Below are 25,907 nucleotides of genomic sequence, written 5' to 3'. Positions count from 1 at the left end.
GAAGCATTCGGCAATTGGTTGAACCCGGAAATCCTGACCGCGCTCATAGCATTGCTGGTGGTCGGTTGGTTTCTGGCGACCATCCGGTTAAGGTGGGCCCAATCGCTGGGACTTTGTATCGGTTGCCACGCTGCTTGGGTTTGGCAGATAAAAGTCTTTCGGGATTTTTTTAACGTTAATTTACAGTCGAAGTCACTGTATCTGGTGAATACCTATTACGACGGTGTCATTGGACCTTTGGCAGGTGTATGGTTGATATTGGCGCTGGCTGGTTTCCGGTTTTGCCTGGGCTACGGGAAGCCGGAACCGTTGGTGGGTTAGCCAGCGAATTACATTTTCCGTGCTCTGGCGGCATTATTTTTTTCAATTCAATGTTTAGGTAAACAAGAGGAAATTCAGATGCGCAAATTCGCACCGTTATTCGCAACCCCTGCTATTTTGCTATCTGCCGCGGCACTGAGTGGATGCGCTAGTGAACCTGCCAAGCCTGTTCGGGAAAAAATTCTATCCGGCGATCAAATGCTACGTGATAGTCAGGGAATTGCACAGTTGGGTAGTCGTTGGCAGGAGGGCAAGCAAATGGTCGAACGTGGCGAGATCATGCAACGCGAAGCTCAGGCCAAGCTTGAAGAAGCGCGTCGCATGATGGAAGAAGGCCAGAAAATCATGCGTGAAAGTGAAGAGGGCTACAAAAATTTGAAGCAGTGATACCGGGATGTCTGGACATCGTTCAACCGGTTGCTTCCTGGCTTTGCGAGTGAAAAGGCGGAGCGGGTTTTAAAAATTGCTTAGTTTTCCGATCGGTTTTAGCGTCGAGATCAGTAAACTCAAAATGTATGCTGTTGCACAGCGCGCATAAGCGGCTATTTTCCAGAAACGGCAGATCCGAAATACTGATCTCGTCGCCACAGCGGGAGCACAACATGGGGTGAGTTGCAGTTTTTTTCATAGTTCCTCCTTGCTGACAAGCGTTTGAGGATACTGCGGATAACGAATAATATCTGTTGCTAATTCAACATTTTCTACGAATCTTATCTTCGGTATTGTGAGTTAGTCCCAAGTTCCTAAAGTATTACACAAATTTTTCGTGATTTACGAAAGGTCGGGCCTTGATAGTGTCCGAGATGACGGCGTGCGAGACGTGTATCTATCTGGGCGGCGCTTGACCTCGATTGGTTTTTTGACTTTGGTGCTCTGGTCCGACAACGTATATCGAATTTTGCGTTAAAAAACGGCCATTTTTTTAATCTAATCTTCACGATTTTTCGAAATGAGCGCTATTATTCCTTGAAATGCAAAGAATCCCGATGAACGCCGCTTTGGGTTGGCGTGCCTCGGTTGCGCAACTGTCAATTCCGAAATTTCCATGAGCCGATCTCAGTCACATCTCATCTCAATGTTGATAACGCTCGCTTTGTTAAGCGCGTGTAGCAGTCCTTCGGTCAAAAAAGAAAAATTGGCCGGCTTCAAGCCCTACAGTGTTCAGCAGCAACCTCAGTCGCTGCGTCGCCCGCCGCAGCGTGCCTCGCTTCAACCGGAATCGTATGCCGGGATTTTTCCAAAACCTTCGGAATTGGAGCCGGCAGTCGGCTTTTGGCGAAATACCTATGCGGTTTGGTCGCGGTCGCAGGTTGCGTTTCATGATGACAGGTATCTGGATATTGTCTACGAAGTGATGACTTTGGCGGGCTATGTCGGAGAAGGTTTGACCGGCGAGCAAAAAGACCTGATTAGCCAACGCCGCGAATATTGGAAATCTCAGCTGTCGGGTTTGGAAACAAAATTGCGTTATAACGCGGCATTGAATAACAGCGACAGGGAATTGATTGCTCGCTTGGAAAGTTCAGGCAGGCCGCTGACCACGTTATTGGCCGGCGCATCCGAGCGTTTACGCTCGCAGCGCGGAACTCGCGAGCGTTTCAAAAGAGGGATGGAAATCAGCGGCCGCTACGATCTGCAGTTCCGTAAAGTGTTTCGCGACGCGGGTTTGCCTGAAGATCTGGCTTACTTACCGCATGTCGAGTCGTCGTTTCAACCGGCGGCGAAATCCTCCGCCGGCGCGGTCGGCATGTGGCAATTTACCAAGGCTGCCGCAAAGACGTTTATGCCTAGCGGCGACCGCTTCGATCAGCGCCTGGATCCCTTTGCCTCCGCGACCGGTGCCGCGCGCTACCTGAGTTATGCCTACGCTAAGCTTGGTGATTGGCCGGCAGCGGTGACCTCGTACAATCACGGTATCGGCGGTATGAAACGAGCTCAAAATCAGGCGGGTCGCGACTTCGTCCGGATAATAGAAACCTATGACGGTCCTGCGTTCGGTTTTGCGTCCAGAAACTATTACGCGCAGTTTTTGGCCGCTCGAGAAATTGCCAATAATTCGTTGGCTTATTTTCCCGAAGGTATTCAATTTGAGAGTCCCGCCCTGCCCGGACAATACGTGGCGGCTGAATAGCATTTTGGCAATCAGCGAAACCGAGTGCTCACAAATTTCAGGAACGCTTGGTCGAGCACGGTAAACCTGAATGGGGCGCTTAAAAGTTGGTGTGATGGTCGGAATTGGCGTTTCGGCCTCGAACCGCTGCCTCAAAGTTTCCACTAGCAGCCCCTTTACTATCGCGACCCTGTTCGGAGCCACCTGGGAAGAAATGGGGGGCTTGGATGGCTGGCTAAGGGAGGTGCGGCCATTGCCCGTTCGGTCAAACTATATCGAGTCGCTTTTTATCTGGAAGCTTGGAGTTTATTCCACAATAGAAATTCTAATGGATTGAGTGATATTTTTGGATAGAGTTTCTGAAATATTTAAGCCTAGGCTTTGTGTGGTTATTGTTTGTCATTTTTCTGTTTTAACGATGTGGCTTTGATCTGTGATAGCATGCCGGTGCATTTGAATATGCGCTAATAAATGGGTGGCAATAACATAAATTTATTAGGGAAATTTAAACAATTAAGATAGGAAATATAATGATTAGTCCGATTAAAAAAACTTTGGCGGCTTTGTGCTTGATGGCTGCGACGATTTCCGCTCCGGCATTTGCAAACAGCGCGGGCGATGCCAAAGTTCGCGCCGCCGCTGAAGGCACGGTGGCGAAAGTCGAGGAAGCTGTTGCGTTGGTGGAAAAAGGTGCCGACAAGGCCGAAGTCCTGAAAGCGCTGAGCGACGTGCGTCAATTGCAAAAGGAATTCCGATACGAGCAAACCGAACGGTTGCGTCAAAAAGCCGGTGATCGTCTGAAAACCGCGCGTGAGCAATTGGAAAACGGCAACGCCGAAGGTCCGGCGACCTTGAAAGCTACGCTGGAAATCTATAAAGAAATGTTGAAAGTCTATAACGCCGCGCACTAAGTTCTTCAAGATTTTGCCGGCTAGCTGATACGCTAGCCGGACTCACCGACGCTCACTCAGTTTTTTCTCTCGGTTTGACTGGCAAAACGACTTTCGAACATATTCGCCGGCAACGGCTTGGCGAATAGAAAGCCTTGGCCGAAGTCGCAACCGGCGTCTTTTAGCAATTGGCATTGGGCTTTGGATTCCACGCCCTCGGCAATCACGCGGATGCCGAGCTTATGCGCCATCAGGATTATGGCCTCGCATAGCGCCAAGTTCGCCGGATCGGCGGTCAGATTGTTAACGCACTCCTGGTCGATTTTCAAATAATCGATGTCGTATTTTTTTAAATAAGACAACGACGAATACCCGGTGCCGAAATCGTCCAACGAGACTTGAATGCCGGCATTGCGAAACGAGGACAACTGATCCTGAAAGCGATTGCCGCTATCCAGCAACACGCCTTCGGTGATTTCGACGACGATGTGTTGGCCCGACAACTGTAATTGAGTCAATTTTTCGAGCCACGCTTGGTGATTTTCGCGTTCGTTGCGAAATTGCACGGAAGATTTGTTGATACTGATTTGAAAGCCGTCATGTATCGAGAGTCGCCATTTGCGAGCTTGTTGTGCGGCTTGTTCGAAGAGCCAGTTACCTATTGCGTTGATCAGGCCGGTTTCCTCGGCGATGGGAATGAACTCGGCTGGGCCGATCAGGCCGCGCTCGGGATGGTGCCAGCGAATCAACGCCTCGGCCTTGCAGACCCGGTTGCTGCTCAATTCGACGATGGGTTGATAGTACACAGTCAATTGCCGGGCGGACAGAGCCGAGCGCAAGTCCTTGCTCAGGCCAAGTCGATGCCGGGCGGCTTCCTGCATGGCCGGAATGAAAAAACAATATTGGTTACGGCCGCGGTTTTTGGCGACATACATGGCTTGGTCGGCATGCTTTAGCAGCGATTTGATGTCTCTGGCGTCATCCGGATAGAAGGCGATACCGATGCTGGTGGAAATGTGGGCGGTATCCGCGCCTAATTCGAAGCGTTCCGCCATTTTTTCCAGCATGGCGCCGGCAATTCGCTCAACGTTACACGGTTCGCCGACCGCTCTCAGGATCACCGTGAACTCGTCGCCGCCCAATCTGGCGACCGTGTCGGAATCTCGGACACAGAGCTGTATGCGCTGGGCGGCGGTTTGCAGCAGCTTGTCGCCCATGTCGTGTCCCAGCGTGTCGTTGACTTCCTTAAACAGATCCAGATCGATGAAGAACAGCGCCAGCCGGGTTTTATCGCGGCCGGCCTTTTTGATTTCCTGCTCCAAGCGGTCGTGAAACATACGCCGGTTTGGCAATTGGGTTAGCGGGTCGATATTGGCCTGCTGCCAAACGAGGTTCTCGGCCTGTTTCTTTTCGGTAATGTCGGCAAACAGGACCACCAAGCGAAATATTCGCCCCTCCGAATCCTTGATGGCGTTCACGGTCAGCCATTTTGCGTATCTGTCGCCCGACTGGGTTCTATCCCAAACCTCGCCTTGCCAATATCCGGATTTGCGGATGCTCTGCCACATGGCTTTGCGGTGGTCGCCGGTATTGAGGATATCGATGGATTGGCCTTCAATCCCCTCGCGGCGATAGCCGGTGATTTCGGTGAAGGCCGGATTGACCGCGAGGATACGTCCCTCGGCATCCGCCAGCAGCATGGCCTCGCTACTGTTTTGGTAAATCAGCGCCGCTTGCTGCAAGACTTCTTCGATGCGCTTGCGTTCGCTGATATTCCGGGCGATCGCCAAGTTGTAACCGGCATTGGCGTATTCGAAAAAATTGGCGACGACTTCGACTGGAAACAAACGGCCGTCTTTGGTTTGATGCAGGGTCTCCAAGGTAATCGAGCCGGATGCTTTCAGTGCCCGCCAATGGGATCGCCAAATCGCGCCGGTATGCGCGGGGTCGACGTCTCCCACCCGCATATTGAGCAATTGCTCGCGACTGTAGCCCAGTTCCAGGCAGGCATGGCGGTTGGCGTAGATGATTCGCGCATCATCGTCGATCAAATAAGCGGCATCGCGCATCTGATCCATGCCGAAGCTCAATTGCGCCAACGGCGTTTGCGAGGCCTTGCGTTCGGTGATATCGCGAAAATGCCAAATTTGTCCAACCGCGATGCCATCGCGATATTCGATCATCTGGTGGCGTTCGATGATTCGGCCGTCGTTCAATACCAGCTCGTCGCAACCTCGCCGTTCCGGATCGCGCCGGACTTCGAACCATCGGGCTTCCGCGTCGTCTTGCAAATCCACGCCGTCCAGGATCAGGCAAAGCGGCGCGGTCTGGATGTCCGCATCCAGCAATTCCCGGTGAATTTGCCACATACGGGCGAATTCAGTGTTGTATTGCATGACGCGGCCAGCCGCATCGACTACCAGAATCGCATCCGCGGTGGCGTCTAATGTCGCCTTGAGCAGCGATAGGGAGTGTTCGAGCTTGGATCTGGTGTGGGCCATGTCAGCACTTTGGTTTAGGTCGATTTCGGCTAGCCGAGCCCTGCGAACGACAGTTACGCATCGATCTTAACAATAAACCTCGCGGTCTGATAGTGCCGATTGCCGACGCCGCGCCGCGCGCCGGTTAAGCGCCGGCCACAAGGCGGCCTCAATTAAGGCTTGCCAGGCAAATCGGTGAAATAATGCATGGCGCCGATCAGCGGCACCCGCGGATTCAGCGCGAGTTTCACCGGTATTTTGGCTAACAGTGGTTCAAAGCGGCCCTTGGCGGTGAATGCGCGTAGAAACTCGCCCGATTCCAGAACCGTGCGAATCTTCGGGCCGATCCCGCCGCCGATAAACACGCCGCCCGTCGCCAGGAACTTCAAAGCCAGATTGCCGGCCTCGGCGCCGTAAAGTTCGGCGAATAAACGGGTCGCTTCTTGGCAGAGCAGGTCTTCGCCGCCCACGCCCAGGCGCGAAATCAGCGCGTTGCGGTCCAATTCCGATTCGGCGTGCGCGGCGGGAATCGCCGGACAGGCGGGCGCGAAGCGGTCGGCCAGCAGAAAATCGTATAAATGACTGAAGCCGTTCCCGGACAGCACCCGCTCGCAACTGACGTGGTCGAGGAACAGTCCGCGCAAATAGGCCAGCAATCGATCCTGTTGCTCGGTTCGCGGTGCCAAGTCGCTGTGTCCGCCTTCGGTGGCGATGGGGTGATAACGTTGGCCATCCCAATACAATGCCGCCTCGCCCAGGCCGGTGCCGGCCGCGATCACCGCGATATTGCCGGATTGCGTTTCGGCGGCCGGATTCAGCTCGGCGAAGTCTTCCGGCGGCAGGTGCAGCATGCCCAAAGCCATGGCTTCCAAATCGTTAAGCAGTTTCACCTGTTGAGTGCCTAGCTTGAGTTGCAAGCTGGGGCCGTCCAGTAGCCAAGGGAGGTTCGTGGTCTTACAGCGTTGTTGGACTACCGGCCCGGCGACGCCGAAGCAGGCCGCCGTCGGCTGTGGTTGATCGGTAAGAAAGAGGTCCAAAATTTCCGCGAAATCCTGGAATTCGCGGCTGGCGAAGGTTTGTTCGCGCACGCTGTGCAACGTGCCGTCGGCTTGGGGTTCGATTAAGGCCAGCACCGTTTTGGTGCCGCCGATGTCGCCGGCTAAAATCATATCGGTCCTCACTGAACGTTTGGCGTGTCGAGTAGATGCATCAGGGCATCGAGAATGCCGTTGGCAACGGCGTGGGGCGGCAGTTGATAAAAGGCCTGCCATGCCAGCGACACGTAATCTTCGTAATGGTCGCGATGGTCCGGATGGTCTTGCAGCCAGCAAATCCGGACCGCGTGCCCAATCAAAATGTCGGTCACTATCGTATCGTCCACCCGCAGTGCCGGATTGTCCCGGAAAATCGATCCCAACGCCCGTAGCGCTTCGGCGGTCAGTTGCCGATAGACCGGCGCCTGAATTTTATTGAGTACATGGTTGACGTGCAATTTAAAGGTTTGCTCGCCCGGCGTCATCTGCGACAGCGTGGTTTCGCTGTCTAGCCGGCGCATGCCGTTGATTTTTTCGCCTATCATCAGGCCCTGGCAACGCTCCAACACCGTCCAAACCCCGGCGAAGAAGGCGTCGTTTTCCCGGCCTACGCTGCCCTGGCGTTCGCGCCAGTCGTACCAGTCCTCGGAGTCGCCGCGATTGGGATTCATCGTTGCCGGGAAGCGGGCCGAGCTCAAGTCGCGTTGCGCGCCGTCGTAATGCAGGGTTTCCACCAAGCCCAGCTGGGTTTGGCTATTGCCGTAATCTTCCAGGGTTTCCCGCAGCAGTTCCACCAAACGATGCGGCGGTAAGCCCAATACTTCGGTAAAGGCTTGGTCCAGCGAAACTTGGCTGGCGCGTTTTTGCCGGGCCACGATCAGCTGCAGAATATGGCCAACCCGAATCGTGTGCATGTCGGCGAACAGCTCGGGCTTGAGTTTGATCAGCATGCCCAGATAAATGATCAATTCCTGGATGACGATGTGTTGGTTGCTGTCCTGACTGTTAAAGCTACGGATGATTTGCAGAATTTCCCAGGAATCGGTCGGTCGCCGCAACGTGGCCTTGCCGCTGTAGGCGCGGCCGACGGTCAAGCCGTGCTGGCGGACCAGGATGTCGGTCGCCGCTTGTTCCAGGTTGATGTCGTACTTGCCCAGAATGCCCGCCGCGCGCCGCACGATATACCAAACGTGGTGGTCACCGGCGCGGGCGTAAACCTCTTCCAGCAAGTCGCGCACCGGATACTCCTGGCCGGCCAAGCGCACCGGATGGTCCAGGCCGTGGCGGCCGCCGAGCAAGCTCAAGGCTTCGAGTTGCGCATACGGATTGCCGTTGCTGCTGAGTTGCTCCAGTAAAAACCTGTCGTCGCCGATTTCCCAGGCGGTCAGCGTATAGCTGTCCAACGCTTGCGGCATGGCCGCGTCGTGCGGCATGGCATGGGCGCAGGGGCGCTCGGCGTCGTCGCGCCGGGGTTCGGAGAAGCGAAAATCGTGCAGATAACCGATTTTTTCCCGGCAGGAGTCCGCCGCGAATTCGGTCAGCATGCCCAGTCTGACCTGAATGTCGGCCAGCTTGCCGGAGCCGATCTGCTGGATGAAATCCAGCAACATTTCGCGATCGGCGCCGTGCAGCATGTTGTCCTTGACGTTGATGACGAAGATTGGCGGTTCGGGGCTGTCCCAGTGGTGCGCCAGATACGTCAGCTCCATGCGCAAGCGCTGAATCAACAAGCGATTGTCCATCGCGATATAAAAGCCTTGTTGGTTCATGAATTGCGGCAGGAACAGTAGCGGTTCGCCGGCCAACAGATAAAGCCGAGAGGTCGCCAAACTGCGCAATTGGCGCAGCGGCCGGCCGGTCAAGCCGATGCGATCGTTGCGCCCGACTTGGGTGTAGGCCGCCGCCAGTTCGCTGGCCTCGCGTACCTGTATCGGCGCGATTTCGCCGAGCGTTTGCGAGACAATACCGGCCGCGTGCAAGTCGGCTTGTACCGTTTCGCTGTCGGCCAGTAGCGCGACCCGCAACGGCGTTCGGTTATACAGGCGGGTGGATTTGTAGCGGCCCAGCGGATCGATGTCGTCCAGCGTGACCAAGCCGTCCTGCAACAGACAGCCCAGGATAAACAGACTTTGCGCCCACACCAGCGGTACGTTTTCGTTGGGTACACGTTGTTGGCTGTGGGGGTGGCGCTTCTCGGCAACGATCGCCGGCTCCGGCACCAGATACAGCTCGGGCAGCAACCATTGGCCGTTGCGCTCCACCAATAAGTGCTCCAAACGGCGCCGGTAGTCGCGCACGCCGTCGGTGTCGTCGGCGAACAAGCGATTAAGCAGCAAATACGCGAAAAACAGCGGCCATTCGCATTCGATGTCCATGAATTGCTTGAGCTCGCTGGGTTCGTAATGCAGGCGCTTGTGGTCCTCGATGACGGTTTGGTGGCCGTCCAACAGAAAACGCTTGCAGCCGTAACGGCCCTGCAACTTTTCGACGATGAGGTTTTCGGTTTTTTCGCGGAGCGCGGCATTATCGACCGCGAACGCCGGAAAGCCGGTGATGCTGAGTACCGCCGAATCGACTTCCTTGGAAATCGATTCGCGCGGCAACAGCGATTCCAACGTAATTCGGGTGCGGGCGATGTCGTCGGCGACGACATGGATGATCGCGGTTTGGCCGCCGTCCTTGCCGAACAGATTGAAGCCGGACATCGCTTCCAGCGCCGCCTTGGCCATGCCGATCGAACTGGCGTTCAATTCGGCGATGCCGTGGTTCATCTTGTTGCCGCGTTCCCAAATGCCGTAATCCGGCGTGCGGTAGGCGCGGCTGACGTAATGCACCAGATTCTGCACGAAATTGACTTCGTCCACGCTGTACACGATGCGCAGCCCCGATGCGATCATTTGCGCCAGCATCAATAAAAACAACGAGGTGGCGTCGAGCTGCAAATGGCCCCATTCGTTGTCGGCGACCACGATTTCGCCGGTCTGGGTATTGTATTTGGCGTGCAGCGCGTCGAGCGGGTCCTGGCTATGCTTGAACTTCTCGACTTTCGGCGCCTGGCGCATCATCGCGGTCAGCAGCCCGCGCATCAGTTTGACGACGCTTTGCTCCAGCAGATAAGCGCGTTCCGGATTTTCGCCGTTTTTGCGATAAGCCAGCGCCAACCCCCAAGCCGCCAGAATGCTATAAACGTTATCCCTGACCCAGGCGTCGGTATAGTTGCCGTGTACGGTGACGGCGGTGCTGGCCGGCAGCAGGCCGCTGATCCAGTTCTGCCGGCTGAGTATGATGTCGTGGACTTGACGGTAATATTGGTCTAACGCGTCGCTACTGGATTGGGTCATATCGGTGCCGGGCTGGGTGAGTCGGAACGGTCGGGCTCAGGCCTTGGGTAAAGTTACGCCGGTTTGTCCCTGGTATTTGCCGCCCCTATCCTTGTAGGAGGTTTCGCAAACTTCGTCGCCGCCGAAGAACAGCATTTGCGCGACACCTTCGTTGGCGTAGATTTTGGCCGGCAGCGGCGTGGTATTCGAGAATTCCAAGGTCACGTGGCCTTCCCATTCCGGCTCCAGCGGCGTGACGTTGACGATGATGCCGCAGCGCGCGTAAGTCGATTTGCCCAGGCAAACCACCAGCACGTCGCGCGGAATTCGGAAATATTCGACGGTGCGCGCCAGCGCGAACGAGTTCGGCGGAATGATGCAGATGTCGGATTTGACGTCGACGAAGCTGCCCTCGTCGAAATCCTTGGGATCGACGATGGTGGAGTTGATATTGGTGAAAATTTTGAATTCGTTGGAGCAGCGCACGTCGTAGCCGTAGCTGGAGGTGCCGTAGGAAATGATCCGGCCTTGAGCGGATTCGCGAATTTGGCCGGCTTGAAACGGCTCTATCATGCCGTGTTGCTCGGACATTTTGCGTATCCACTGGTCTGATTTGATGCTCATGTTGCTGGGCTTACCGTTAAAAAAGGAACAGGCTGCCAACATAGCATATCAAGGCCGAAAAATCGCTACTCCGGCGCCGCTCGGCCGGTTTTTACCGGGCGCTGGGGCGGTCTGGAAGAGTATTAGAAAAAACTGATTTACAAATTAGACGACCGGTCACATAATATACCCATGCCATCTCTAAAGCCGAAACAAATTAAAAAAGATCGATTGCTCGAGCAGGGCGTCAGCTTGCTGCTGGAAAAAGGCTATCACGCCACCGGCCTGAAAGAGATCCTGGACACCGTGCAAATTCCCAAGGGCTCGTTTTACGCCTATTTCGAGAGTAAGGAACGCTTCGCCGCCGAAGCGATCCATCATTACATCGAGCCTTTCATCGTCCGTCTGACCGGGCATCTGCAAAACCCCGAGTTGGACGGCCTGGGCGCGCTAAAGGCGTACTACAGCGAATTGATCGAAGAAGTTGCCAAGACCGGTTTCAAGGGCGGTTGCCTGCTCGGCAATCTGATGGGCGAAATCGGCGACACCAGCCCGCTGTGCCGCGATGCCTTGCTGGATGCGGTCGGCCGCTACGCCGATTTGCAGAAAACCGCATTGGAACGCGGACAACAAGAAGGCAAGGTGCGTACCGACAAATCCGCGAAAAGCATGGCGGATTTGATGCTGAACGGTTGGCAGGGAGCCCTGTTGCGAATGAAAGTCGAACAATCGGTGGAGCCGTTACAGGCGGTTTGTCGGGAGTTGTTGGATGATTATTTTAGAGTTTGATTCACGGAGCTTGCGCTCGCTTCAGGCTTAACCCGATAATCCCGAACCGGCTGAAAACAGGAGCGACTTATGACCACAATTACTTTCGATACCCACAGTTTCGTCAAAAAGTTGAAGGCGGTGGGTTTCGCCGAAGAGCAAGCCGAAGTCTTCGCTGCTGAACAAGCACGCTTGATTCAAGATAAGTTGGCTACCAAAAATGATTTGCTTGAGTCTGAGCGTAATTTACAGCGCGACCTCAAAGAGCTTGAATACAATCTGCAACGGGATATGCGGGAACTGGAATATCGCTTGATCATTAAGTTGGGCGGATTAATGACGGTCGCGATTGCGGTCGTCGCGACGTTGGTTAAATTGCTTTAGTGCCCAGCTGGGTTTTGCTGCCGCTCTACCCAGTCTAAGTACTGGATGATTATTTTCGGGTGTAAAACAAATAGTTCGTGAATTAATAAGGGATTGTTTGGATGAGAATATATATTTTAATGTTTGTGCTACTGCTTTCTTTGCAATGTAAAGCTGAGAACTGGGTTTGTCCCAATCCAAGCGATGAATTTTGCGCTGCTTATCATGCCGAATATATTGCTAACCAAGCCGATAAGCGCCTAAACGAAGTGTATCGGAAGTTGCTTAGTGACTATCCAGATAAAGGAACAAAGGAGGAACGAGAATTCACGATTATTGCTCAGAGGGCTTGGTTAAAGTATTCAGAAGCTCATTGTGCCGCGATTGTAAATAAATTCTCTACCTCTGCTCATTTCACATTAGAAGAAATGCGGCACTCTTGCAGGGCTGAGCAAATTAACAAACGTATCAAAGAATTAGAAGAGTATTGCGAGTCTTGTCGCCCGTAGGATGCACTTCATACGTTCAGTGCGTAGGCTGGGTTGAATGCAATGAAACCCAGCTGTGATAAGGCTTTCAGCTGGGTTTCGCGTTCGCTCTACCCAGCCTACAAACTACTTTGACCAAACAATCCGCTGCCCACCCGGCAGCATTTTTTAACGCCGGCAAATTAGACGACCGGTCATTTATTAGGAGGTCATCATGCCCAAATACATTATCGAACGCGACATTCCCGGTGCCGGCCAGCTGACGCAAGCCGAGCTGCAAGGCATTTCCCAAAAGTCTTGCGGCGTACTGCGCGAGATGGGGCCGCGCATCCAATGGCTGCACAGCTATGTGACCGGCGACAAGGTGTATTGCATCTATATCGCTGACAGCGAACAAGCGATTCGCGAACACGCCGAGCAGGGCGGTTTTCCGGCCAATCGCATCGAACAAATTACCACCATCATCGACCCGACCACGGGCGATTGAACTCCGCAGGATTATCGTTCCCACGCTCCGGCGTGGGAATGCATCCTGAACCGCTCCAGCGGTTCGAGGACGCTAGATCGTCCAAAGCCGGGTTCCCACGCTGGAGCGTGGGAACCATGATAAAAGTCTCTGTAGGATGCGCCTCCTAACGTTGGCACATCCCACGGGTGAACCCACAATAAAAACACTCTGGGGAGAGAACACCATGACATTTAAACTCAGCACCTTTACCGCCGCGCTGATGCTCGGCACCGCCAGCCTGTCGGCCAGCGCCGACGAAACCTGCGCCTCGCCGTACATGGCGAAAATCACCGGCCAGGAAGATTTTGTGTACATCTGGACCTTGGGCGCCGAGGGCGTCGGCGACGAACAGGACAAACTGGTCACCGTCGACGTCAATCCTAAATCCAAACAGTACGGCAAGGTGATTGGCAGTCTGTCAGTCGGCGGCCGTAACGAAGCCCATCATTCCGACTTTACCGACGACCGCAAATTTCTGTGGGCGGGCGGTCTGGATACCAACAAGATATTCATCTTCGACGTGTCTACAGACCCCGCCAAACCCAAACTCAGCAAAACCATCACTGATTTCGTCGCCAAGAGTGGCGGCGTGGTCGGCCCGCACAGTTTGTACGCCTTGCCGGGCCGGATGATCATCACCGGCCTGTCCAATAACAAGGACCATGGCGGCCGCACCGCGATTGTGGAATACAGCAACGCCGGCGATTACATCGCCACCTACTGGCTGCCGACCGACAGCAACCTGGAAGGCGCGATCAAATCCGGTAAATACGCCGACGGCTATAACTACGACGTACGGGTATTGCCGCGTAAAAACTTGATGCTGACCTCGTCGTTTACCGGTTGGTCGAACTACATGATGGACTTCGGCAAAATGTTGGCCGACCCGGAAGCGATGAAACGCTTTGGTAACACCGTGGTGCAATGGGATTTACACAGCCGCCAACCGAAAAAAGTCTTCGACGTACCCGGCGCGCCCCTGGAAATCCGTTGCGCCTGGGCGGAAGATCATAACTACTGCTTCACCAGCACCGCGTTGACCTCGAAAATCTGGCTGATTCATCAAGACGACAAAGGCGAATGGCAAGCCAAGGACGTCGCCGACATCGGCGAACCGGCCAAAATCCCGCTGCCGGTAGACATTTCCATCTCCAGTGACGACAAAACCTTGTGGGTTAACACCTTCATGGATGGCAAAACCCGTCGCTTCGACATCAGCGACCCGTTCCACCCCAAACAAGTGTTTGAGCAAAAAATCGGCGCGCAGGTGAATATGGTGTCGTCCAGCTGGGACGGCAAACGTTTGTATTACACCTCGTCGCTGTTGGCGAATTGGGACAAGAAAGGCGCGGACAATGAGCAATTCTTCAAGGCGTATAGCTGGGATGGCAGCAAGTTGACCGAGCAGTTCTCCGTTGATTTTACAAAAGAGAAGCTGGGTAGGGCGCATCAAATGCGGTTTGGCGCTTATGCTTTGTACGGCAAGCCGACGAGGTAGCTCGCGCGGGGGGCTAAAACACCGAAGAGGTCGTCACTAAGCCAGGGTATCCGCCGATCCCGCTGCTACGACGCGGATCGGCGGAAGCTGTTGGTCTTGACGAAAGTGTCGTTCAATTTCGCCAACGGAATCCGCCGTGATGAAATTCAGCTTTTTATGGGGGTTGATCGCTTTGCTGGCGACCGCTCCGAGCTTTGCCGATTCGCCGGACCGGCAAACACCTGCTCTCGGTCGTGCCGGTCTCGCTTTTAAACTTGCGGTGCCCGGTTCCTACCGGTTGCCGAGTATTCAGACGGCAGCGGACGGCGAAGTAGTAACCGCCAACAACCAACCCAAGCACCTCCACGATTTGATGGGCGACAAACTGGTGTTGCTCAGCTTCATCTACGCCGCCTGTAGCGATGTCAACGGCTGCCCGCTGGCCACCCAGGTGCTGCACAAAATCAGCCGGCAATTGCAAAAGCAGCCGGAATTGGCCGGCAAACTCAGATTACTGACGCTCAGCTTTAACCCGACGCAAGACACGCCGGAAATGATGCACCACTACGGCGAAGGTTTTAAAACCGGCGATTTCGACTGGCAGTTTCTGACCACCCGCGACGAAACGGCTTTGCAGCCCATCCTGAATGGTTACCAGCAAACCGTACAAAAAGTCTACGACGACAAAGGCCAATTCACCGGCACATTTTCGCATTTGCTGCGGGTGTATTTGATCGATAAAGACAAAAACGTCCGTAATATTTATAGCGTGGATTTCCTGCATGCCGAGACGTTGATCAACGATGTCAAGACCTTGCTGGCCGATGCTAAACCGAAAATCGCGGAGCGAGCAGCCGATCCCGAAGTGTTGTTTCAACCCGGCGACAATAAGCAAAATTACCAGCAAGCCGATTACCAAACTCGCTCCTTGGCGCTGGCGCAACGGCGCGGCCAGCCGGCTAATTTGCTGACGTTCGCGCAACAGCCGCCGCTAGGTCTGCCGAGATTGCCGGTGCCCAAAGACAACCCGCTGACGCCAGCCAAGATAGCGCTGGGCCGCAAGCTGTTTTACGACCGGCGCTTGTCGCTGAACAACACGTTTTCTTGTGCGATCTGCCATATCCCGGAACAAGGCTTCAGCAATAACGAAATGGCGACGGCAGTCGGCGTGGAAGGGCGGAGCGTACGCCGTAACGCGCCCTCGCTCTACAACGTGGGCTACGCCCAACTCTTGTTCCACGACGGCCGCGAAAACAGTTTGGAGCAGCAAGCGTGGGGGCCGCTGCTGGCGCATAACGAAATGGCGAATCCGTCGATCGGTTATGTCATCGACAAAATCACAGCCGCCGCCGATTACCTAGGACTGTTCGAAAAGGCTTTTCATAAACGGCCGACCATGGAAACCATTGGCCAAGCCTTGGCCAGCTACCAACGTACGCTGAATGCCGCCGATTCACCGTTCGATCGCTGGTATTTCGGCAAGCACCCGGAGGCTCTGGACGACGCTGCCAAGCGCGGTTTCGCGTTGTTTACCGGTAAGGCGGGCTGTAGCGGGTGTCATCCCGTGGGAGACAAGTCCGCGCTGTTTACCGATCAAAAACGCCACAACACCGGGATTGGCTACGCGGAATCCATGCAAAAAGCGCCGGACATACAACGCGTGCAAGTGGCGCCGGGGATGTTCGTCGATGTTGAAAGCCGGCATTTGTCCGGCGTGCGCAGCGAAAAACCCAGCGACCTGGGCTTTTACGAAATCAGCCAGAACCCTGCCGACCGCTGGGCTTACAAAACCCCGTCATTACGCAATGTGGCGTTGAGCGTGCCGTATATGCACGACGGTTCGCTGGCGACCTTGGAGGAGGTGGTGCGCTTTTATAATCGGGGCGGCATCGCCAACGAGAACTTGGCGCCGGCCATACGGCCGCTGGCGTTGACGGATGGCGAAGTGACCGAACTGGTGGCGTTTTTAAATGCGCTGACCGGTGCCAATGTCGGCCAATTGGTGTCCGACGCGTTTGCGGCGCCGGTCGGCGATGCGGCGGGGCGTTGATGCTATGGCGTCATCAAGCCGCTGATGTGCGTGATGAAGTTGGTTTCGTTGACAAAGGTGATGTCGTACATTTTAGTCAGCCCGGCGACTTGCTCGTCGCTGGTGCCCAATGCCAGCAGCAAAAAGTGGTTTTTATCGATGTCGAGGCGGCGGCGCATTTTGCCGTACTTGTCGATGAAGGGCCTGAATTCGCCGGATTTGCATTCTATGAACACCGGAATGCGGCTGTTAATCAGGAAAAATACGTCGATTTCGTATTGGTCTTCGTTGGCGAAGCGGATCGTAAAATTGCGGAGGCAGGAAAACAGGCCGTTGCCGTCGTAGCAATGTTTCAGCAGTTTCATGAACACATACCATTCCAACCACTCGCCGTTGAAAAAGTTGACGATGGCCGGCGCGGTTTGTAAGGTCAGATGCACGCGCTTTTCGTTTTTGTTGTAGAAATATTTGGCGACGAACGAGAAGTCGTAAAGCGATTTGCAAAAGCCGGTGACGATTTTGATTTGATTCTGACTGTGATTGCTTAAATTCATCGTTACCGAGCCGTAGTCGTTGCGCTGCGCCTTGCGGATTTTATCGAGCAGTTCGCCCAGCGTCGCCAGTTGATCCCCAAGTTCCACCGCGACTTCGTCGAAAAAACCTTGGGTATCGAGAGCGTCGTGGTTGACTTCCACTTGCACGCCCTTGCGCTCGAACCAACGGACGATCGGTTGGTATTGGGTGCTTTGGCTCATCACCGCCGTATTGTGTAAATCCAGATCCGCGACTTTTGGCGGACGGCGGTCGGTGGCCGGCGGTTCGGCTTGTAACGCTTCCAGGGCTCGGTACTTGCTCAAAAGCGCGCTGTACTTGTCGATCAAACCGGTCACGAAGCCTAGCGTGTCGTGGATCGCGGCGGGTTTTTCGCACACCGGGCATTTGACGGTCTTTCCGACATGTTCCGCAGGCACCTCTCTTAGATAAGCGCAAGCGCTGCAACGCAAAATCGCCATGGATCAATCTCCCTTTTTGTCTTGAAAGCGCGGTCGTGAGCGCGGCGGCCTGCCTCGGATTGGCGGACGGCAGCGGTTTGGACAACTTGCGTCCGCGAGAAGCGGGATTGTAATTCGCTAACCGGCGGGTTGTTCGGCTGTGTGGCAATCTCGCCAGTTTCCGGGCAATTGTAGCCATACCTTCAAAGAGCTCAACCGCCGGGGCGAGTGGGTGGTTTTATATTATTGAAAGTACTGGTAAAAAATGTCGGGGATTGGGGTTTTGTTTCTGGATCGAAATTTGCTGAGAATTGCGGAAAGGCTAAAAGCCATTCCTCCGCAAATTCGTCTACAGGTGATTTATGGGCAAAATCGGCATTTTTTTCGGGACCGATACCGGCAGTACCCGGTTGGTGGCAAAGAAGATTTACAGTCTGCTGGGTGACGAGCTGGCGGACAAGCCGAAGAACGTCAATCGCGCCAGCCTGGAGGATTTGCTGCAATACGACGCGCTGATCCTGGGCACCCCCAGTTACGGCATCGGCGATTTGCCCGGCATGGCCGTCGGCTGCCAGGAGCGCAGTTGGCAGGAGTTCGTGCCGCAGTTGGCCAATTGCGATTTGACCGGCAAGCGCATCGCGTTGTTCGGGCTTGGACATCAGGAGCGCTATGCGTCGCGGTTTGCCAGCTCGTTGATTCAACTATACCGCGTGTTTCGCGGGTACGGCGCCGACGTCATTGGGCGCTGGAGCACCGAGGGTTATCAATTCGAGCATTCCGATTCGATCGTCGATGGTCAGTTTGTCGGTTTGGTGCTCGATCAACGGACGCAACCGCATTTGACCGACGAGCGGATACGGGTTTGGCTGTCGCAAGTAACGCCGGAACTGTTGCCCGTCAGGGCCGAGGCGGCTTAAGCGATGGCCGCCCACTCACCGGAAGCGCGGGAACCAGACCTGACGCCGTTGGCCGACTGCAACGCTTGCGCATATCGGAGCACCTTGTTGGCCCAGGGTGCTTGCAAGCCCGGCGATATATGCATCATGGCGGAAAGTGGTCGGCAAATCGACCGGTTTTTTAAATTGCATCCGGCGTTGGCCCGCGACTACATGCAAGATGCATTTTGGGAGCGACGGGCCATCGCCGCCCGCTATCTGCCGACCAATTTGTTGCGGCCGCTGTTGGCCGATCCCGATGAGGCGGTACGGCGGGTTTTGGCCTACCGGGTTCCACTGGAGTGGTTGTTGGAGCTACGCAATGACAGCGATCGAGAAGTGAGGGTCACGGTCGCCGACCGGTTGCCGGAAGCGCAGTTGGAGTTGATGGCGGACGACCCGGATTACTTGGTGCGGGCCTATGTTGCCAAGCGTCTGCCCGAGGGGCGCTTGTTTCGCTTGGTGGCCGATGCCGATACCGAAGTCCGGCGTACCGTCGCCGAGCGTATTCCCAGCGTCAGTCTCGGTCTGATGGCCGAGGACCATGAAGTGGGCATTCGCCGCATCGTGGCGCAGCGCATGGAGATCGACGATTTGACGATGATGGCCGACGATCCGGACTGGACCGTGCGGTACGAGGTGGTCTTGCGGGCCGATGGCGAACTATTGCAACGGATGATGGACGATCCGGACGAGGAGGTTGCATTGATGGCTCGGGAACGATGGCAGGCGCGGTGCGCCGAGCAGGTAGTGAAATGAACGCTGAATTTGTCGTGGGTTTAACCTATGCCGACCGGTTGCGGTTGGCGAGCGAGGCGAGACAGGCTTTGATCGGCCGTTTGTTCGGATCGGAAGTCGCGTCGTTGACCTCGTTAATGGGGCCAATGAGCGATGGGCCGGAATGGCCGGCCGGCGCCGCTTGGCTGGCGGCTCGGCATGGTGTCAACGCCTGTGTGATTTCCGATGGCCTGTCCGACCCGTGGGTCGAACGCGATCGGCCGGAAACCGGCTTGGGCCTGGAGGTCTTTATCGAAAGCCCGGATGTCGGACTGGCCGAGGGGCGCCCGCTAACTGCGTTGGCCGACACTTGGTTATTTCCGTTGACCGCCGAGGTCAGCCATACCCTGGCCGGCTATCCGGTACTTTGCGAGAAATTGTTGGCGGGCGAGCCTTTATCGATCGAATTCAATATCGAACACATCAAGGACGGTCGCGGTCGCGTTGGCGCGCTGTTGTCGCTACCGGCTGGGCTTGATGCCGTGGCAATGCTGCCGGGAGGACCGGTGGCCTTGGTGGCGATTACGTTATTGACCGTTGCCGAGTTACGCTATCTGCGCGGCAAGGGCGAGGCGGCACGTTTGGAGCTGTTGGAGGGCTTGCGTCGCCAAGGAATCGGGCATCTGTCGTTGTTGTCCCGGCCGTCGCTAGTATAAGCGAGGTATAAATGAGTCCGACAACTGAAATCGCTGAATGGTTGGAGAAAAATGGTTTTGCAATTCCGCCGGTCGAACCGGTCAATGGCCGGGGCGAGTACGGGTTGATCTTGGCTGCCCGCCACGGTAGGCCGGACGTGCTGGCGTATCTTCTGGAGCGGGGCGCCGATTTGGCGGTTTTGGATGCCTATGGCAATAACGCGTTGTGGGCCGCTTGTTTTGCCGATTCCGCGGAATGTATCGAGTTGCTGTTGCAAGCCGGTATCGCCATCGATTATCAAAATCCCAGCGGTTCAAGTGCGTTGATCTACGCGGCATCGGCCGGCAAACACGCCGTGGTTGCTCAATTGCTCGACGCCGGGGCCAATCCGCGTCTGACCACCGACGATGACTTTAGCGCATTGGATTTGGCGGCCAACCGCCAGTGCCTGCAATTGTTGCGTAAGCGTTCGGAGCCCTGATTCCTTGGTAGCGGCTATTGCCGGGCGGTTGCGGGCGGCATAGAATGCCGGCTTTCGCAATCACCCACAAGGACTCACCATGTCAGATTCATATTGGTTTAGAACCGGCGAAGCCACGGTATTTTCCAGCGAGGGCCAAGGTACGGACGCGATGCCGGAAATACTGCTTGGCGACGTCAAAGGGCCGGCCGGCCATGCTTTCGCCAATTTGATGGGCCAGACCGAGGGCCATACCCGGATGTTCGCAATCAGGGCAACAAACCAACAAGTGCGGCCGGCGACGATTATGGTGCCCAAAGTGACGATCAAGTCCTCCGCTTACGTCAATTTATTTGGCGGGCCGGTGCAGTCGGCCGTCGCCGACGCGGTGATCGATAGCGTTGCGGATGGCGTCATTCCGCGTTTGCAAGCCAATGAACTGTGTATTGTCGCGATGATCTGGATTGATCCCTCGTGTGCAACCAACCCCAATCTGGATCGTAAGGACTTGTATCGGACGAACTACGAGGCGATGAAACTGGCTATTCAGCGCGCAATGAGTAATTCTCCCAGCATCGACGAGCTGATAGCCAACCGGCATAAGGTGTTTCATGAAATGTACGATCCGGAGACCGGCGAATCGCAGTGGTAATGGAGCTATAGAATGACTCCGCGCGGCAAAATGCCGCTCGGAATCATTGCCTTGGACGACTACTCGTCGCTTTGACTACGGGCTGCTATGGGGATTCCGTATTTTTCGAATAACCCGTAAAGCGTGGGTCGAGTGACGCCCAACAGTTTCGCGGCCTCCGAAACGTTATGGTCGGTATAGGACAGCGCCCGGTTGATCGCGACGGTTTCCGCTGCTTCTCTGACCGCTTTGAGATTTAGAGGCATGGATTTGTCGGTTGTCGATCCGAGTTGCAGTTCCTCGGCGGTGACGAAATTGCTGTCCGACAAAATCACCGCCCGTTTGATTTTGTTTTCCATCTCTCGAATATTGCCCGGCCAGGCGTAGGCTTCGAGTGCTTGCGCCGCGTCCTGCGAGAAATGCTTTTCCTTTCGGCTATTTTCGCGGCAGTAGCGTTGCAGCAAAGCGGTGGCGATAGCGATGATGTCGCCTTCACGCTTACGCAATGGCGGAATATCGACGGCAATTTCGCTAAGGCGGTAATACAAATCGCTACGGAATTGACCTTGTTCGATCAAATCCGGCAGATGACGATGGGTGGCGCAGATAATTCGGACGTCTACCGGGATTTCTTTTCTGCCGCCCAGTCGCTCTATGACCCGCTCCTGTATGAATCGCAATAGTTTGGCCTGTAAGGCGAACGGCAGGTCGCCGATTTCGTCGAGAAAAAACGTGCCACCCTGCGCGTATTCAATTTTCCCCTTGGTTTGCGCGACCGCGCCGGTGAATGCGCCTTTTTCGTAACCGAACAATTCGCTTTCCAGCAGCGTTTCCGGAATCGCGGCACAATTCACCGCGACGAATGGTTGATCGGCGCGCGTGCTTAGTCTATGCACCGTCCTTGCCAAGACTTCCTTGCCGGTGCCGCTTTCGCCCAGCAATAGCACGGTCGCTTGCGTCGGCGCCACTTTTTCCACCATTCGCAACACGGATTGCATTTGCGGGCTAGTGGCGATGATTCCGTGCAATGGCTTTTGTTGTTTCAGCTCCTGATACCCGCGCTCCAGAGCGTCTAGTTGAAAAGCTCGTTCGATTATCAGTCCAAGTACATCGGGGTCTATCGGTTTTTGATAAAAATCGTAAGCGCCGAGTGCAACGGCTTGAATGGCGTTACTGCGGTCGTCGTTACCGGTTACGACGATAATTTTAGTCGACGGCGCTAGAGCCAACATTTCCCGTAACGTGGCGATGCCTTCACTCGCATTGGTTGGATCTGGTGGTAAACCAAGGTCGAGAGTGACGACGCTAGGTGTGTGGCGGCGCAAGGCGGCGATTGCTTCCTCTCGATTGCTTGCCAGTACAATTTCGTACTGTTCTAGACTCCATTTCAGTTGTTTTTGCAGGCCTGGATCGTCTTCGACGATCAGTAGAAGTTTGGATTCAGTCATTATGCCCTGGTTGAGCGGAAATCCGCTTTGCTAATGGTAGGTAAATCGTAAACGTGGTGCCGACTCCGGGCGTACTGTCAACTTGAAGTTGGCCTCCGCTTTTTAAAACGTAATCGCGCGCTTCATACGCGCCAATGCCCATGCCGGCATTCCCTTTGGTGGTGTCGAAGGGTTTGAAGAGCCGCTCAGCGATAAATCGTTGATCCATTCCGCTGCCGTTATCAATAATCCTGATCTCAGCATAGTTAGAGTCTTTGGTTATTTCAAGTCGAACCTTACCGCCTTTGCCGCTAGAAGCATCTTGAGCATTTTGAATCAGATTCGCCAATACATTGGAGACCTTGATCCGGTCTGTCTTTACCAAACACTCGGTCAATTCGGTAATTAGGCTCACTGGAACCGGGTTTATGTTGCTGGCGATAATGCAGCGAATGACGTCAACCAAATCTACTAAAGTGAGCGAGCTGACTTTGTTTTCGCCTTGCTTCAATTGCTCGACAATATGCTGAATTTTGTCGGAAACATTGTTCAGCGTGTCAATAGTGTCGTCAAAAAAGGCCGGATTATTTTTGTGCTTTGCCGCATTTTTAACAATCAAACCAATTTGCGCGCCAACGTTCTTCAAATCATGTACGAGGTAGGCTGACAAACGGTGATAGGTTTCAAATTGGCGACTACTGACCAGTTCTTCGCTAGCGCGGCTTAACGCTAACGCATTGGCGAGTTGCATTCCAACCGTTTTCAGCAGGTCGTGGTCTTCCCAATCCAGCTTTCTGGGCACACGGGCTTGCGTTAAAACCGCGAATGCCTCCAGCTTGTTCATGTGGAACAGAGGAACGATTAGCCAGACCTGACTGTCCTCGTAGCACCAGGGCGACAGATCGATATCATCGTATACTTCAGGGGCGTGAGCGAGTTCAAAAAAGTCAATGACCCATTGTTTGTTGGTAAGGTACTCGGGCAGATCTTCTAAATGATGCAGGTACTCCAGTTCCTGTGGCGTGAGCTTCAAATTTTGTTCCGCTGCAAGAAAAAATTGGCCTTGATCGTTTTTTAGCCATAGCCCGCCTCCGGCGCTTTCGACAAGGTCAGTTAAGGTATTGATAATAAAAAGCTTTAACTCCTCTATGGATTCCAGTTTCGCCAAGGATTTGGAAATTTTTAACCATTCTTCACGATAGTCGTAGCTATAGTGAAAAAAATGCTTACTGAAGTAAATCTTGAACAGCGCGCGTATTTTTCCCGAAGTAAACGGGATTATCAGAAGAATGATCGCAAGAAAAATGAACAGTGTCTGAGCGGTTTCACCCCATTTTTCGTTGGCGTGCTTGATATAAAATCCAGAAAAAGACATTAAAATCAAATAGATGCCGCATCCAAACAAAATCGTGGAGTGAAAAACCGTTTTTCGCGGAACAGTGAGTTCGGGATGTGTGGCCTGAAACTGAAGGCGAGGCAATGTTATCGCTAGTAAGGGCGTTAACATTGTGTTGATGATGCCCCTGGACTGCCAAAGTGAAAAATCTAACTGTTTGAACAACAGTGATTTGCTAAAAAGAAGGAGGTCAACGGCAAACAATGCACCTACGCTGACGCACAAGAATTTTATGTTCCAGCGTTGCTTCAGCGGTGTGCTACGATACAGCTGCTCCACTAGTATCAGACCGAATACCGCAAACACCACGTGCGCGACAAATCTGGGATCGAAGTCGAAAGACTCCCTCAGGAAGTCTTGGTAATCTGGAAAACTCTCTATACTAAGAATAAAGATGGTCAATAGCGTTGCGAGTCGCGCCGTTTTAGATCGTAATAGAGATGAAGTGCGTTGCCGTCTTTGTTGAAGTAACAGAGAACCTAAGAGGACAAACCATGCGTAATTGCGGACCGTTTCGTAGCTAAGAGTATCAGCATAAAAATAATAGCTATTCGATGTTGTTATCGTGGTTCGCGCGCACCATAATAAGGACGCAAGTGCCGCAAAGATAAAGGGCAGGTGCTTTGGGCGCCTCAGAATAGAGTAACCGAGCAGGATTGCGTACGCAGCTGTGGCGCTCAGGTAGCTGGCATAGATGTAGTTTTCCATATTATATGATTATACGTCGATATGTTGGTGGTATGTTTTGCATTGAATTGGTCTTATGCTTTGTTGCATAAGTAGCTACGCTTAAACGGGCGGCGACATGAAACAAATAATCCACGACTTGCTAGCGGATTCTAAATTTCAAGAAGGCATCGCTTGGCGTAGGTTTGACGAGAAAGCGGGTGGCACGATCATTAGGAAAGGTGATGAGGGCAATACCCTTTTTTATCTTGAGAGCGGGATAGTTCGAGTTTTGGGTGGCGCGGAGCTTGACGAGAATCGTCGTATCTCACCAGGGTTGTGTGATTTGCCTGAAGGGGCAATTTTCGGCGATGTTTGCTTGTACGGACCGAGGGAGCGAACTGCCTCGGTCGTCGCGCTGACCGATACATCTTTGTTGGAAGTGCGCAGCGATATGTTAAGCGTATATCTGGATGACCATCCTGTTCAGGGATATATTTTTTTGAAGGCTTTGTTTCAAAGTATGTCTAATCGCTTAACCTTGGCAAATGAAAGAATAGAGCATCTTTTGGTTTGGGGGATTAAGGCGCATGACATCGACAAGTATCTTTAAGCGTGACGGATCGCTCTGTTAATCGCGAGGAAATGATGGAGCCTGGAAACAAGGTATCTGTTGCAGAAAGTTTCAGTCGATTTTTTTCGGTTGTGCTTGCGAATCAGGCTGATCAGAAGGATTTGGTCTACAAGATTAGATATCGTGTTTATTGCGAAGAGTTTAAGTACGAGTCGATTGATCATTTCCCGAACCAGATGGAAACGGACGACTACGATGCTTCGTCATTGCACTGTCTAATCACGCATAAGGAGACCGGTATGCCGGCGGGATGCGTCAGACTGGTGCCGGCTGGTGGCGATAGGAATACGTCGCCGTTACCCTTCGAACGTTACTGTGGCGAAAGTCTCAATGTCGAAATGATCGACGCTATGAAGCTGGATCGAAGCTCTGTCTGTGAAATTTCAAGATTGGCTGTAGATGGCGCTTTCAGACGCCGGAGCGGAGAAACCTTAACACGATTTGGCGAAATTAACGGATTTCAATTTTCGCCTCAGGAGCAACGAACCTTTTCTTCAATCGCGGTGGCGTGTTTTTTCGCAGCTACGGTGTTAACTGAAATGGTGGAAAAGACAAATGTGTTTGCGATGATGGAGCCATTTTTGCCAAGAATGATGGGGAAGTCAGGTATTCATTTTCAACGTGTGGGCAAAGACATTGACTATCACGGTATTCGTGCTCCCTATTTTATAACGACTCAGTCCGCATTGGAAAATATGCATCCTGATTTAAAGGAGCTGTACCAGTGGATAAGAGAAAATATTTATAAGTGATTTTTAATCTTGTGGATAATGTTGATTTTTTGGAGATAAAAGTGGATTTTCCGCCGGCGAGATTGCCATCAATTAGATCGTTGTGTTTGACCGCTCTAATTTTAATTTCGGTGGGGTGTCAATCCCCAGAAGAAGCCGCAAAAGAGCATTTTCAAAGAGGTAGGGAGTTATTTGATAAAGGGGATGTAGACAACGCTTTCTTAGAATTTA

25 protein-coding genes and 1 pseudogene are annotated in these 25,907 nt (G+C 53.8%); 18 read left to right on the top strand and 8 right to left on the bottom strand.

The features are described from left to right. Together AC3B8H_RS04930 and AC3B8H_RS04925 are read left to right on the top strand one after the other, a co-directional pair. Window positions 1-321 (top strand): annotated as a pseudogene (locus tag AC3B8H_RS04930) (CPBP family intramembrane glutamate endopeptidase); the annotation flags it as partial. 78 nt (window positions 322-399) lie between these two features. Continuing rightward, window positions 400-708: a hypothetical protein gene (locus AC3B8H_RS04925; protein WP_488440506.1), complete on the top strand. Its 309-nt coding sequence runs from the start codon at window positions 400-402 to the stop codon at window positions 706-708. A gap of 22 nt (window positions 709-730) precedes the next feature. Here the strand turns inward: AC3B8H_RS04925 and AC3B8H_RS04920 are convergent, their stop codons facing one another. Beyond that, entirely contained in the window at window positions 731-949 is a 219-nt protein-coding gene (locus AC3B8H_RS04920; RefSeq protein WP_488440505.1) for a hypothetical protein, read from the bottom strand. Between the two features lie 417 nt (window positions 950-1,366). On the opposite strand from AC3B8H_RS04920, the gene AC3B8H_RS04915 reads away from it, so the two are divergent. Both AC3B8H_RS04915 and AC3B8H_RS04910 read left to right on the top strand, forming a co-directional pair. Continuing rightward, a complete protein-coding gene (locus AC3B8H_RS04915) occupies window positions 1,367-2,452 on the top strand; it encodes a lytic transglycosylase domain-containing protein (protein WP_488440504.1) in 1,086 nt (361 codons plus the stop codon). Between the two features lie 509 nt (window positions 2,453-2,961). Continuing rightward, window positions 2,962-3,342 (top strand): hypothetical protein, encoded by a 381-nt coding sequence (locus tag AC3B8H_RS04910; protein WP_488440503.1) that lies wholly within the window; start codon window positions 2,962-2,964, stop codon window positions 3,340-3,342. Between the two features lie 56 nt (window positions 3,343-3,398). Here AC3B8H_RS04910 and AC3B8H_RS04905 read toward each other — a convergent pair whose 3' ends face one another. From AC3B8H_RS04905 to dcd, 4 genes are all read right to left on the bottom strand, one after another. Then, window positions 3,399-5,822, bottom strand: a complete 2,424-nt coding sequence (locus AC3B8H_RS04905; RefSeq protein WP_488440502.1) for a sensor domain-containing protein — start codon at window positions 5,820-5,822, stop codon at window positions 3,399-3,401. A 152-nt stretch (window positions 5,823-5,974) separates the two neighbouring features. Next, on the bottom strand, window positions 5,975-6,970 hold the full coding sequence (glk, locus tag AC3B8H_RS04900) for a glucokinase (RefSeq protein ID WP_488440501.1): 996 nt from the start codon (window positions 6,968-6,970) through the stop codon (window positions 5,975-5,977). Window positions 6,971-6,978: 8 nt separating this feature from the next. After that, entirely contained in the window at window positions 6,979-10,176 is a 3,198-nt protein-coding gene (locus AC3B8H_RS04895) for a phosphorylase b kinase regulatory subunit alpha/beta (protein WP_488440500.1), read from the bottom strand. Between the two features lie 36 nt (window positions 10,177-10,212). Continuing rightward, complete coding sequence (gene dcd / locus AC3B8H_RS04890) at window positions 10,213-10,779, bottom strand: dCTP deaminase (protein ID WP_488440499.1); 567 nt, start codon at window positions 10,777-10,779, stop codon at window positions 10,213-10,215. 171 nt (window positions 10,780-10,950) lie between these two features. Here dcd and AC3B8H_RS04885 point away from each other — a divergent pair, with 171 nt between their 5' ends. From AC3B8H_RS04885 to AC3B8H_RS04860, 6 genes are all read left to right on the top strand, one after another. Next, complete coding sequence (locus AC3B8H_RS04885; protein ID WP_488440498.1) at window positions 10,951-11,547, top strand: TetR/AcrR family transcriptional regulator; 597 nt, start codon at window positions 10,951-10,953, stop codon at window positions 11,545-11,547. A 69-nt stretch (window positions 11,548-11,616) separates the two neighbouring features. Next, window positions 11,617-11,910 carry a DUF1640 domain-containing protein gene (locus AC3B8H_RS04880; RefSeq protein WP_488440497.1) on the top strand — a complete coding sequence of 98 codons (294 nt, stop codon included), beginning with the start codon at window positions 11,617-11,619 and terminating at the stop codon, window positions 11,908-11,910. Between the two features lie 101 nt (window positions 11,911-12,011). After that, a complete protein-coding gene (locus AC3B8H_RS04875; protein ID WP_488440496.1) occupies window positions 12,012-12,398 on the top strand; it encodes a lysozyme inhibitor LprI family protein in 387 nt (128 codons plus the stop codon). Window positions 12,399-12,591: 193 nt separating this feature from the next. Then, window positions 12,592-12,864, top strand: coding sequence for a DUF4242 domain-containing protein (locus AC3B8H_RS04870; protein ID WP_488440495.1), 273 nt, complete (start codon window positions 12,592-12,594; stop codon window positions 12,862-12,864). Between the two features lie 205 nt (window positions 12,865-13,069). Then, on the top strand, window positions 13,070-14,383 hold the full coding sequence (gene mtoX, locus AC3B8H_RS04865) for a methanethiol oxidase (RefSeq protein ID WP_488440494.1): 1,314 nt from the start codon (window positions 13,070-13,072) through the stop codon (window positions 14,381-14,383). A 139-nt stretch (window positions 14,384-14,522) separates the two neighbouring features. Then, window positions 14,523-16,412 (top strand): cytochrome c peroxidase, encoded by a 1,890-nt coding sequence (locus AC3B8H_RS04860; RefSeq protein WP_488440507.1) that lies wholly within the window; start codon window positions 14,523-14,525, stop codon window positions 16,410-16,412. Between the two features lie 2 nt (window positions 16,413-16,414). Here the strand turns inward: AC3B8H_RS04860 and AC3B8H_RS04855 are convergent, their stop codons facing one another. Continuing rightward, window positions 16,415-17,404 carry a hypothetical protein gene (locus tag AC3B8H_RS04855; protein WP_488440493.1) on the bottom strand — a complete coding sequence of 330 codons (990 nt, stop codon included), beginning with the start codon at window positions 17,402-17,404 and terminating at the stop codon, window positions 16,415-16,417. A gap of 341 nt (window positions 17,405-17,745) precedes the next feature. Here AC3B8H_RS04855 and AC3B8H_RS04850 point away from each other — a divergent pair, with 341 nt between their 5' ends. From AC3B8H_RS04850 to fae, 5 genes are all read left to right on the top strand, one after another. Next, on the top strand, window positions 17,746-18,300 hold the full coding sequence (locus AC3B8H_RS04850) for a flavodoxin (protein ID WP_488440492.1): 555 nt from the start codon (window positions 17,746-17,748) through the stop codon (window positions 18,298-18,300). Between the two features lie 3 nt (window positions 18,301-18,303). Continuing rightward, the gene (locus AC3B8H_RS04845; RefSeq protein WP_488440491.1) at window positions 18,304-19,077 is read left to right on the top strand and encodes a 4Fe4S-binding leucine-rich repeat protein; all 774 of its coding nucleotides are present in this window, start codon (window positions 18,304-18,306) and stop codon (window positions 19,075-19,077) included. Beyond that, window positions 19,074-19,751, top strand: coding sequence for a hypothetical protein (locus AC3B8H_RS04840; RefSeq protein ID WP_488440490.1), 678 nt, complete (start codon window positions 19,074-19,076; stop codon window positions 19,749-19,751). Before AC3B8H_RS04845 ends, AC3B8H_RS04840 begins: the two co-directional genes overlap by 4 nt. Before the next feature lie 11 nt (window positions 19,752-19,762). Then, window positions 19,763-20,212, top strand: coding sequence for an ankyrin repeat domain-containing protein (locus AC3B8H_RS04835; RefSeq protein ID WP_488440489.1), 450 nt, complete (start codon window positions 19,763-19,765; stop codon window positions 20,210-20,212). Window positions 20,213-20,291: 79 nt separating this feature from the next. Then, on the top strand, window positions 20,292-20,843 hold the full coding sequence (gene fae, locus AC3B8H_RS04830; protein ID WP_064026793.1) for a formaldehyde-activating enzyme: 552 nt from the start codon (window positions 20,292-20,294) through the stop codon (window positions 20,841-20,843). Window positions 20,844-20,902: 59 nt separating this feature from the next. On the opposite strand, the gene prsR is transcribed toward fae, so the two are convergent. Then, window positions 20,903-22,270: a PEP-CTERM-box response regulator transcription factor gene (prsR, locus tag AC3B8H_RS04825; RefSeq protein ID WP_488440488.1), complete on the bottom strand. Its 1,368-nt coding sequence runs from the start codon at window positions 22,268-22,270 to the stop codon at window positions 20,903-20,905. Beyond that, window positions 22,263-24,353: an XrtA/PEP-CTERM system histidine kinase PrsK gene (gene prsK, locus AC3B8H_RS04820; RefSeq protein WP_488440487.1), complete on the bottom strand. Its 2,091-nt coding sequence runs from the start codon at window positions 24,351-24,353 to the stop codon at window positions 22,263-22,265. Before prsK ends, prsR begins: the two co-directional genes overlap by 8 nt. A gap of 97 nt (window positions 24,354-24,450) precedes the next feature. Here prsK and AC3B8H_RS04815 point away from each other — a divergent pair, with 97 nt between their 5' ends. The 3 genes from AC3B8H_RS04815 to AC3B8H_RS04805 all read left to right on the top strand — a co-directional run. Continuing rightward, window positions 24,451-24,924 carry a Crp/Fnr family transcriptional regulator gene (locus AC3B8H_RS04815; RefSeq protein WP_488440486.1) on the top strand — a complete coding sequence of 158 codons (474 nt, stop codon included), beginning with the start codon at window positions 24,451-24,453 and terminating at the stop codon, window positions 24,922-24,924. Window positions 24,925-24,926: 2 nt separating this feature from the next. Continuing rightward, the gene (locus tag AC3B8H_RS04810) at window positions 24,927-25,697 is read left to right on the top strand and encodes a PEP-CTERM/exosortase system-associated acyltransferase (RefSeq protein WP_488440485.1); all 771 of its coding nucleotides are present in this window, start codon (window positions 24,927-24,929) and stop codon (window positions 25,695-25,697) included. Continuing rightward, on the top strand, window positions 25,694-25,907 hold a 214-nt coding region (locus AC3B8H_RS04805; protein WP_488440484.1), incomplete at its 3' end, for a hypothetical protein. The genes AC3B8H_RS04810 and AC3B8H_RS04805, both read left to right, overlap by 4 nt.

The organism is Methylomonas sp. BG-2, from assembly GCF_057766305.1.
This window is presented reverse-complemented; position numbering and strand designations above follow the sequence as displayed.

Excerpts from the sequence above, each read along its gene's own strand:
- AC3B8H_RS04925 (WP_488440506.1), top strand. The coding sequence starts at position 400 with ATGCGCAAATTCGCACCGTTATTCGCAACCCCTGCTATTTTGCTATCT.
- AC3B8H_RS04920 (WP_488440505.1), bottom strand. The coding sequence starts at position 949 with ATGAAAAAAACTGCAACTCACCCCATGTTGTGCTCCCGCTGTGGCGAC.
- AC3B8H_RS04915 (WP_488440504.1), top strand. The coding sequence starts at position 1,367 with ATGAGCCGATCTCAGTCACATCTCATCTCAATGTTGATAACGCTCGCT.
- AC3B8H_RS04910 (WP_488440503.1), top strand. The coding sequence starts at position 2,962 with ATGATTAGTCCGATTAAAAAAACTTTGGCGGCTTTGTGCTTGATGGCT.
- AC3B8H_RS04905 (WP_488440502.1), bottom strand. The coding sequence starts at position 5,822 with ATGGCCCACACCAGATCCAAGCTCGAACACTCCCTATCGCTGCTCAAG.
- glk (WP_488440501.1), bottom strand. The coding sequence starts at position 6,970 with ATGATTTTAGCCGGCGACATCGGCGGCACCAAAACGGTGCTGGCCTTA.
- AC3B8H_RS04895 (WP_488440500.1), bottom strand. The coding sequence starts at position 10,176 with ATGACCCAATCCAGTAGCGACGCGTTAGACCAATATTACCGTCAAGTC.
- dcd (WP_488440499.1), bottom strand. The coding sequence starts at position 10,779 with ATGAGCATCAAATCAGACCAGTGGATACGCAAAATGTCCGAGCAACAC.
- AC3B8H_RS04885 (WP_488440498.1), top strand. The coding sequence starts at position 10,951 with ATGCCATCTCTAAAGCCGAAACAAATTAAAAAAGATCGATTGCTCGAG.
- AC3B8H_RS04880 (WP_488440497.1), top strand. The coding sequence starts at position 11,617 with ATGACCACAATTACTTTCGATACCCACAGTTTCGTCAAAAAGTTGAAG.
- AC3B8H_RS04875 (WP_488440496.1), top strand. The coding sequence starts at position 12,012 with ATGAGAATATATATTTTAATGTTTGTGCTACTGCTTTCTTTGCAATGT.
- AC3B8H_RS04870 (WP_488440495.1), top strand. The coding sequence starts at position 12,592 with ATGCCCAAATACATTATCGAACGCGACATTCCCGGTGCCGGCCAGCTG.
- mtoX (WP_488440494.1), top strand. The coding sequence starts at position 13,070 with ATGACATTTAAACTCAGCACCTTTACCGCCGCGCTGATGCTCGGCACC.
- AC3B8H_RS04860 (WP_488440507.1), top strand. The coding sequence starts at position 14,523 with ATGAAATTCAGCTTTTTATGGGGGTTGATCGCTTTGCTGGCGACCGCT.
- AC3B8H_RS04855 (WP_488440493.1), bottom strand. The coding sequence starts at position 17,404 with ATGGCGATTTTGCGTTGCAGCGCTTGCGCTTATCTAAGAGAGGTGCCT.
- AC3B8H_RS04850 (WP_488440492.1), top strand. The coding sequence starts at position 17,746 with ATGGGCAAAATCGGCATTTTTTTCGGGACCGATACCGGCAGTACCCGG.
- AC3B8H_RS04845 (WP_488440491.1), top strand. The coding sequence starts at position 18,304 with ATGGCCGCCCACTCACCGGAAGCGCGGGAACCAGACCTGACGCCGTTG.
- AC3B8H_RS04840 (WP_488440490.1), top strand. The coding sequence starts at position 19,074 with ATGAACGCTGAATTTGTCGTGGGTTTAACCTATGCCGACCGGTTGCGG.
- AC3B8H_RS04835 (WP_488440489.1), top strand. The coding sequence starts at position 19,763 with ATGAGTCCGACAACTGAAATCGCTGAATGGTTGGAGAAAAATGGTTTT.
- fae (WP_064026793.1), top strand. The coding sequence starts at position 20,292 with ATGTCAGATTCATATTGGTTTAGAACCGGCGAAGCCACGGTATTTTCC.
- prsR (WP_488440488.1), bottom strand. The coding sequence starts at position 22,270 with ATGACTGAATCCAAACTTCTACTGATCGTCGAAGACGATCCAGGCCTG.
- prsK (WP_488440487.1), bottom strand. The coding sequence starts at position 24,353 with ATGGAAAACTACATCTATGCCAGCTACCTGAGCGCCACAGCTGCGTAC.
- AC3B8H_RS04815 (WP_488440486.1), top strand. The coding sequence starts at position 24,451 with ATGAAACAAATAATCCACGACTTGCTAGCGGATTCTAAATTTCAAGAA.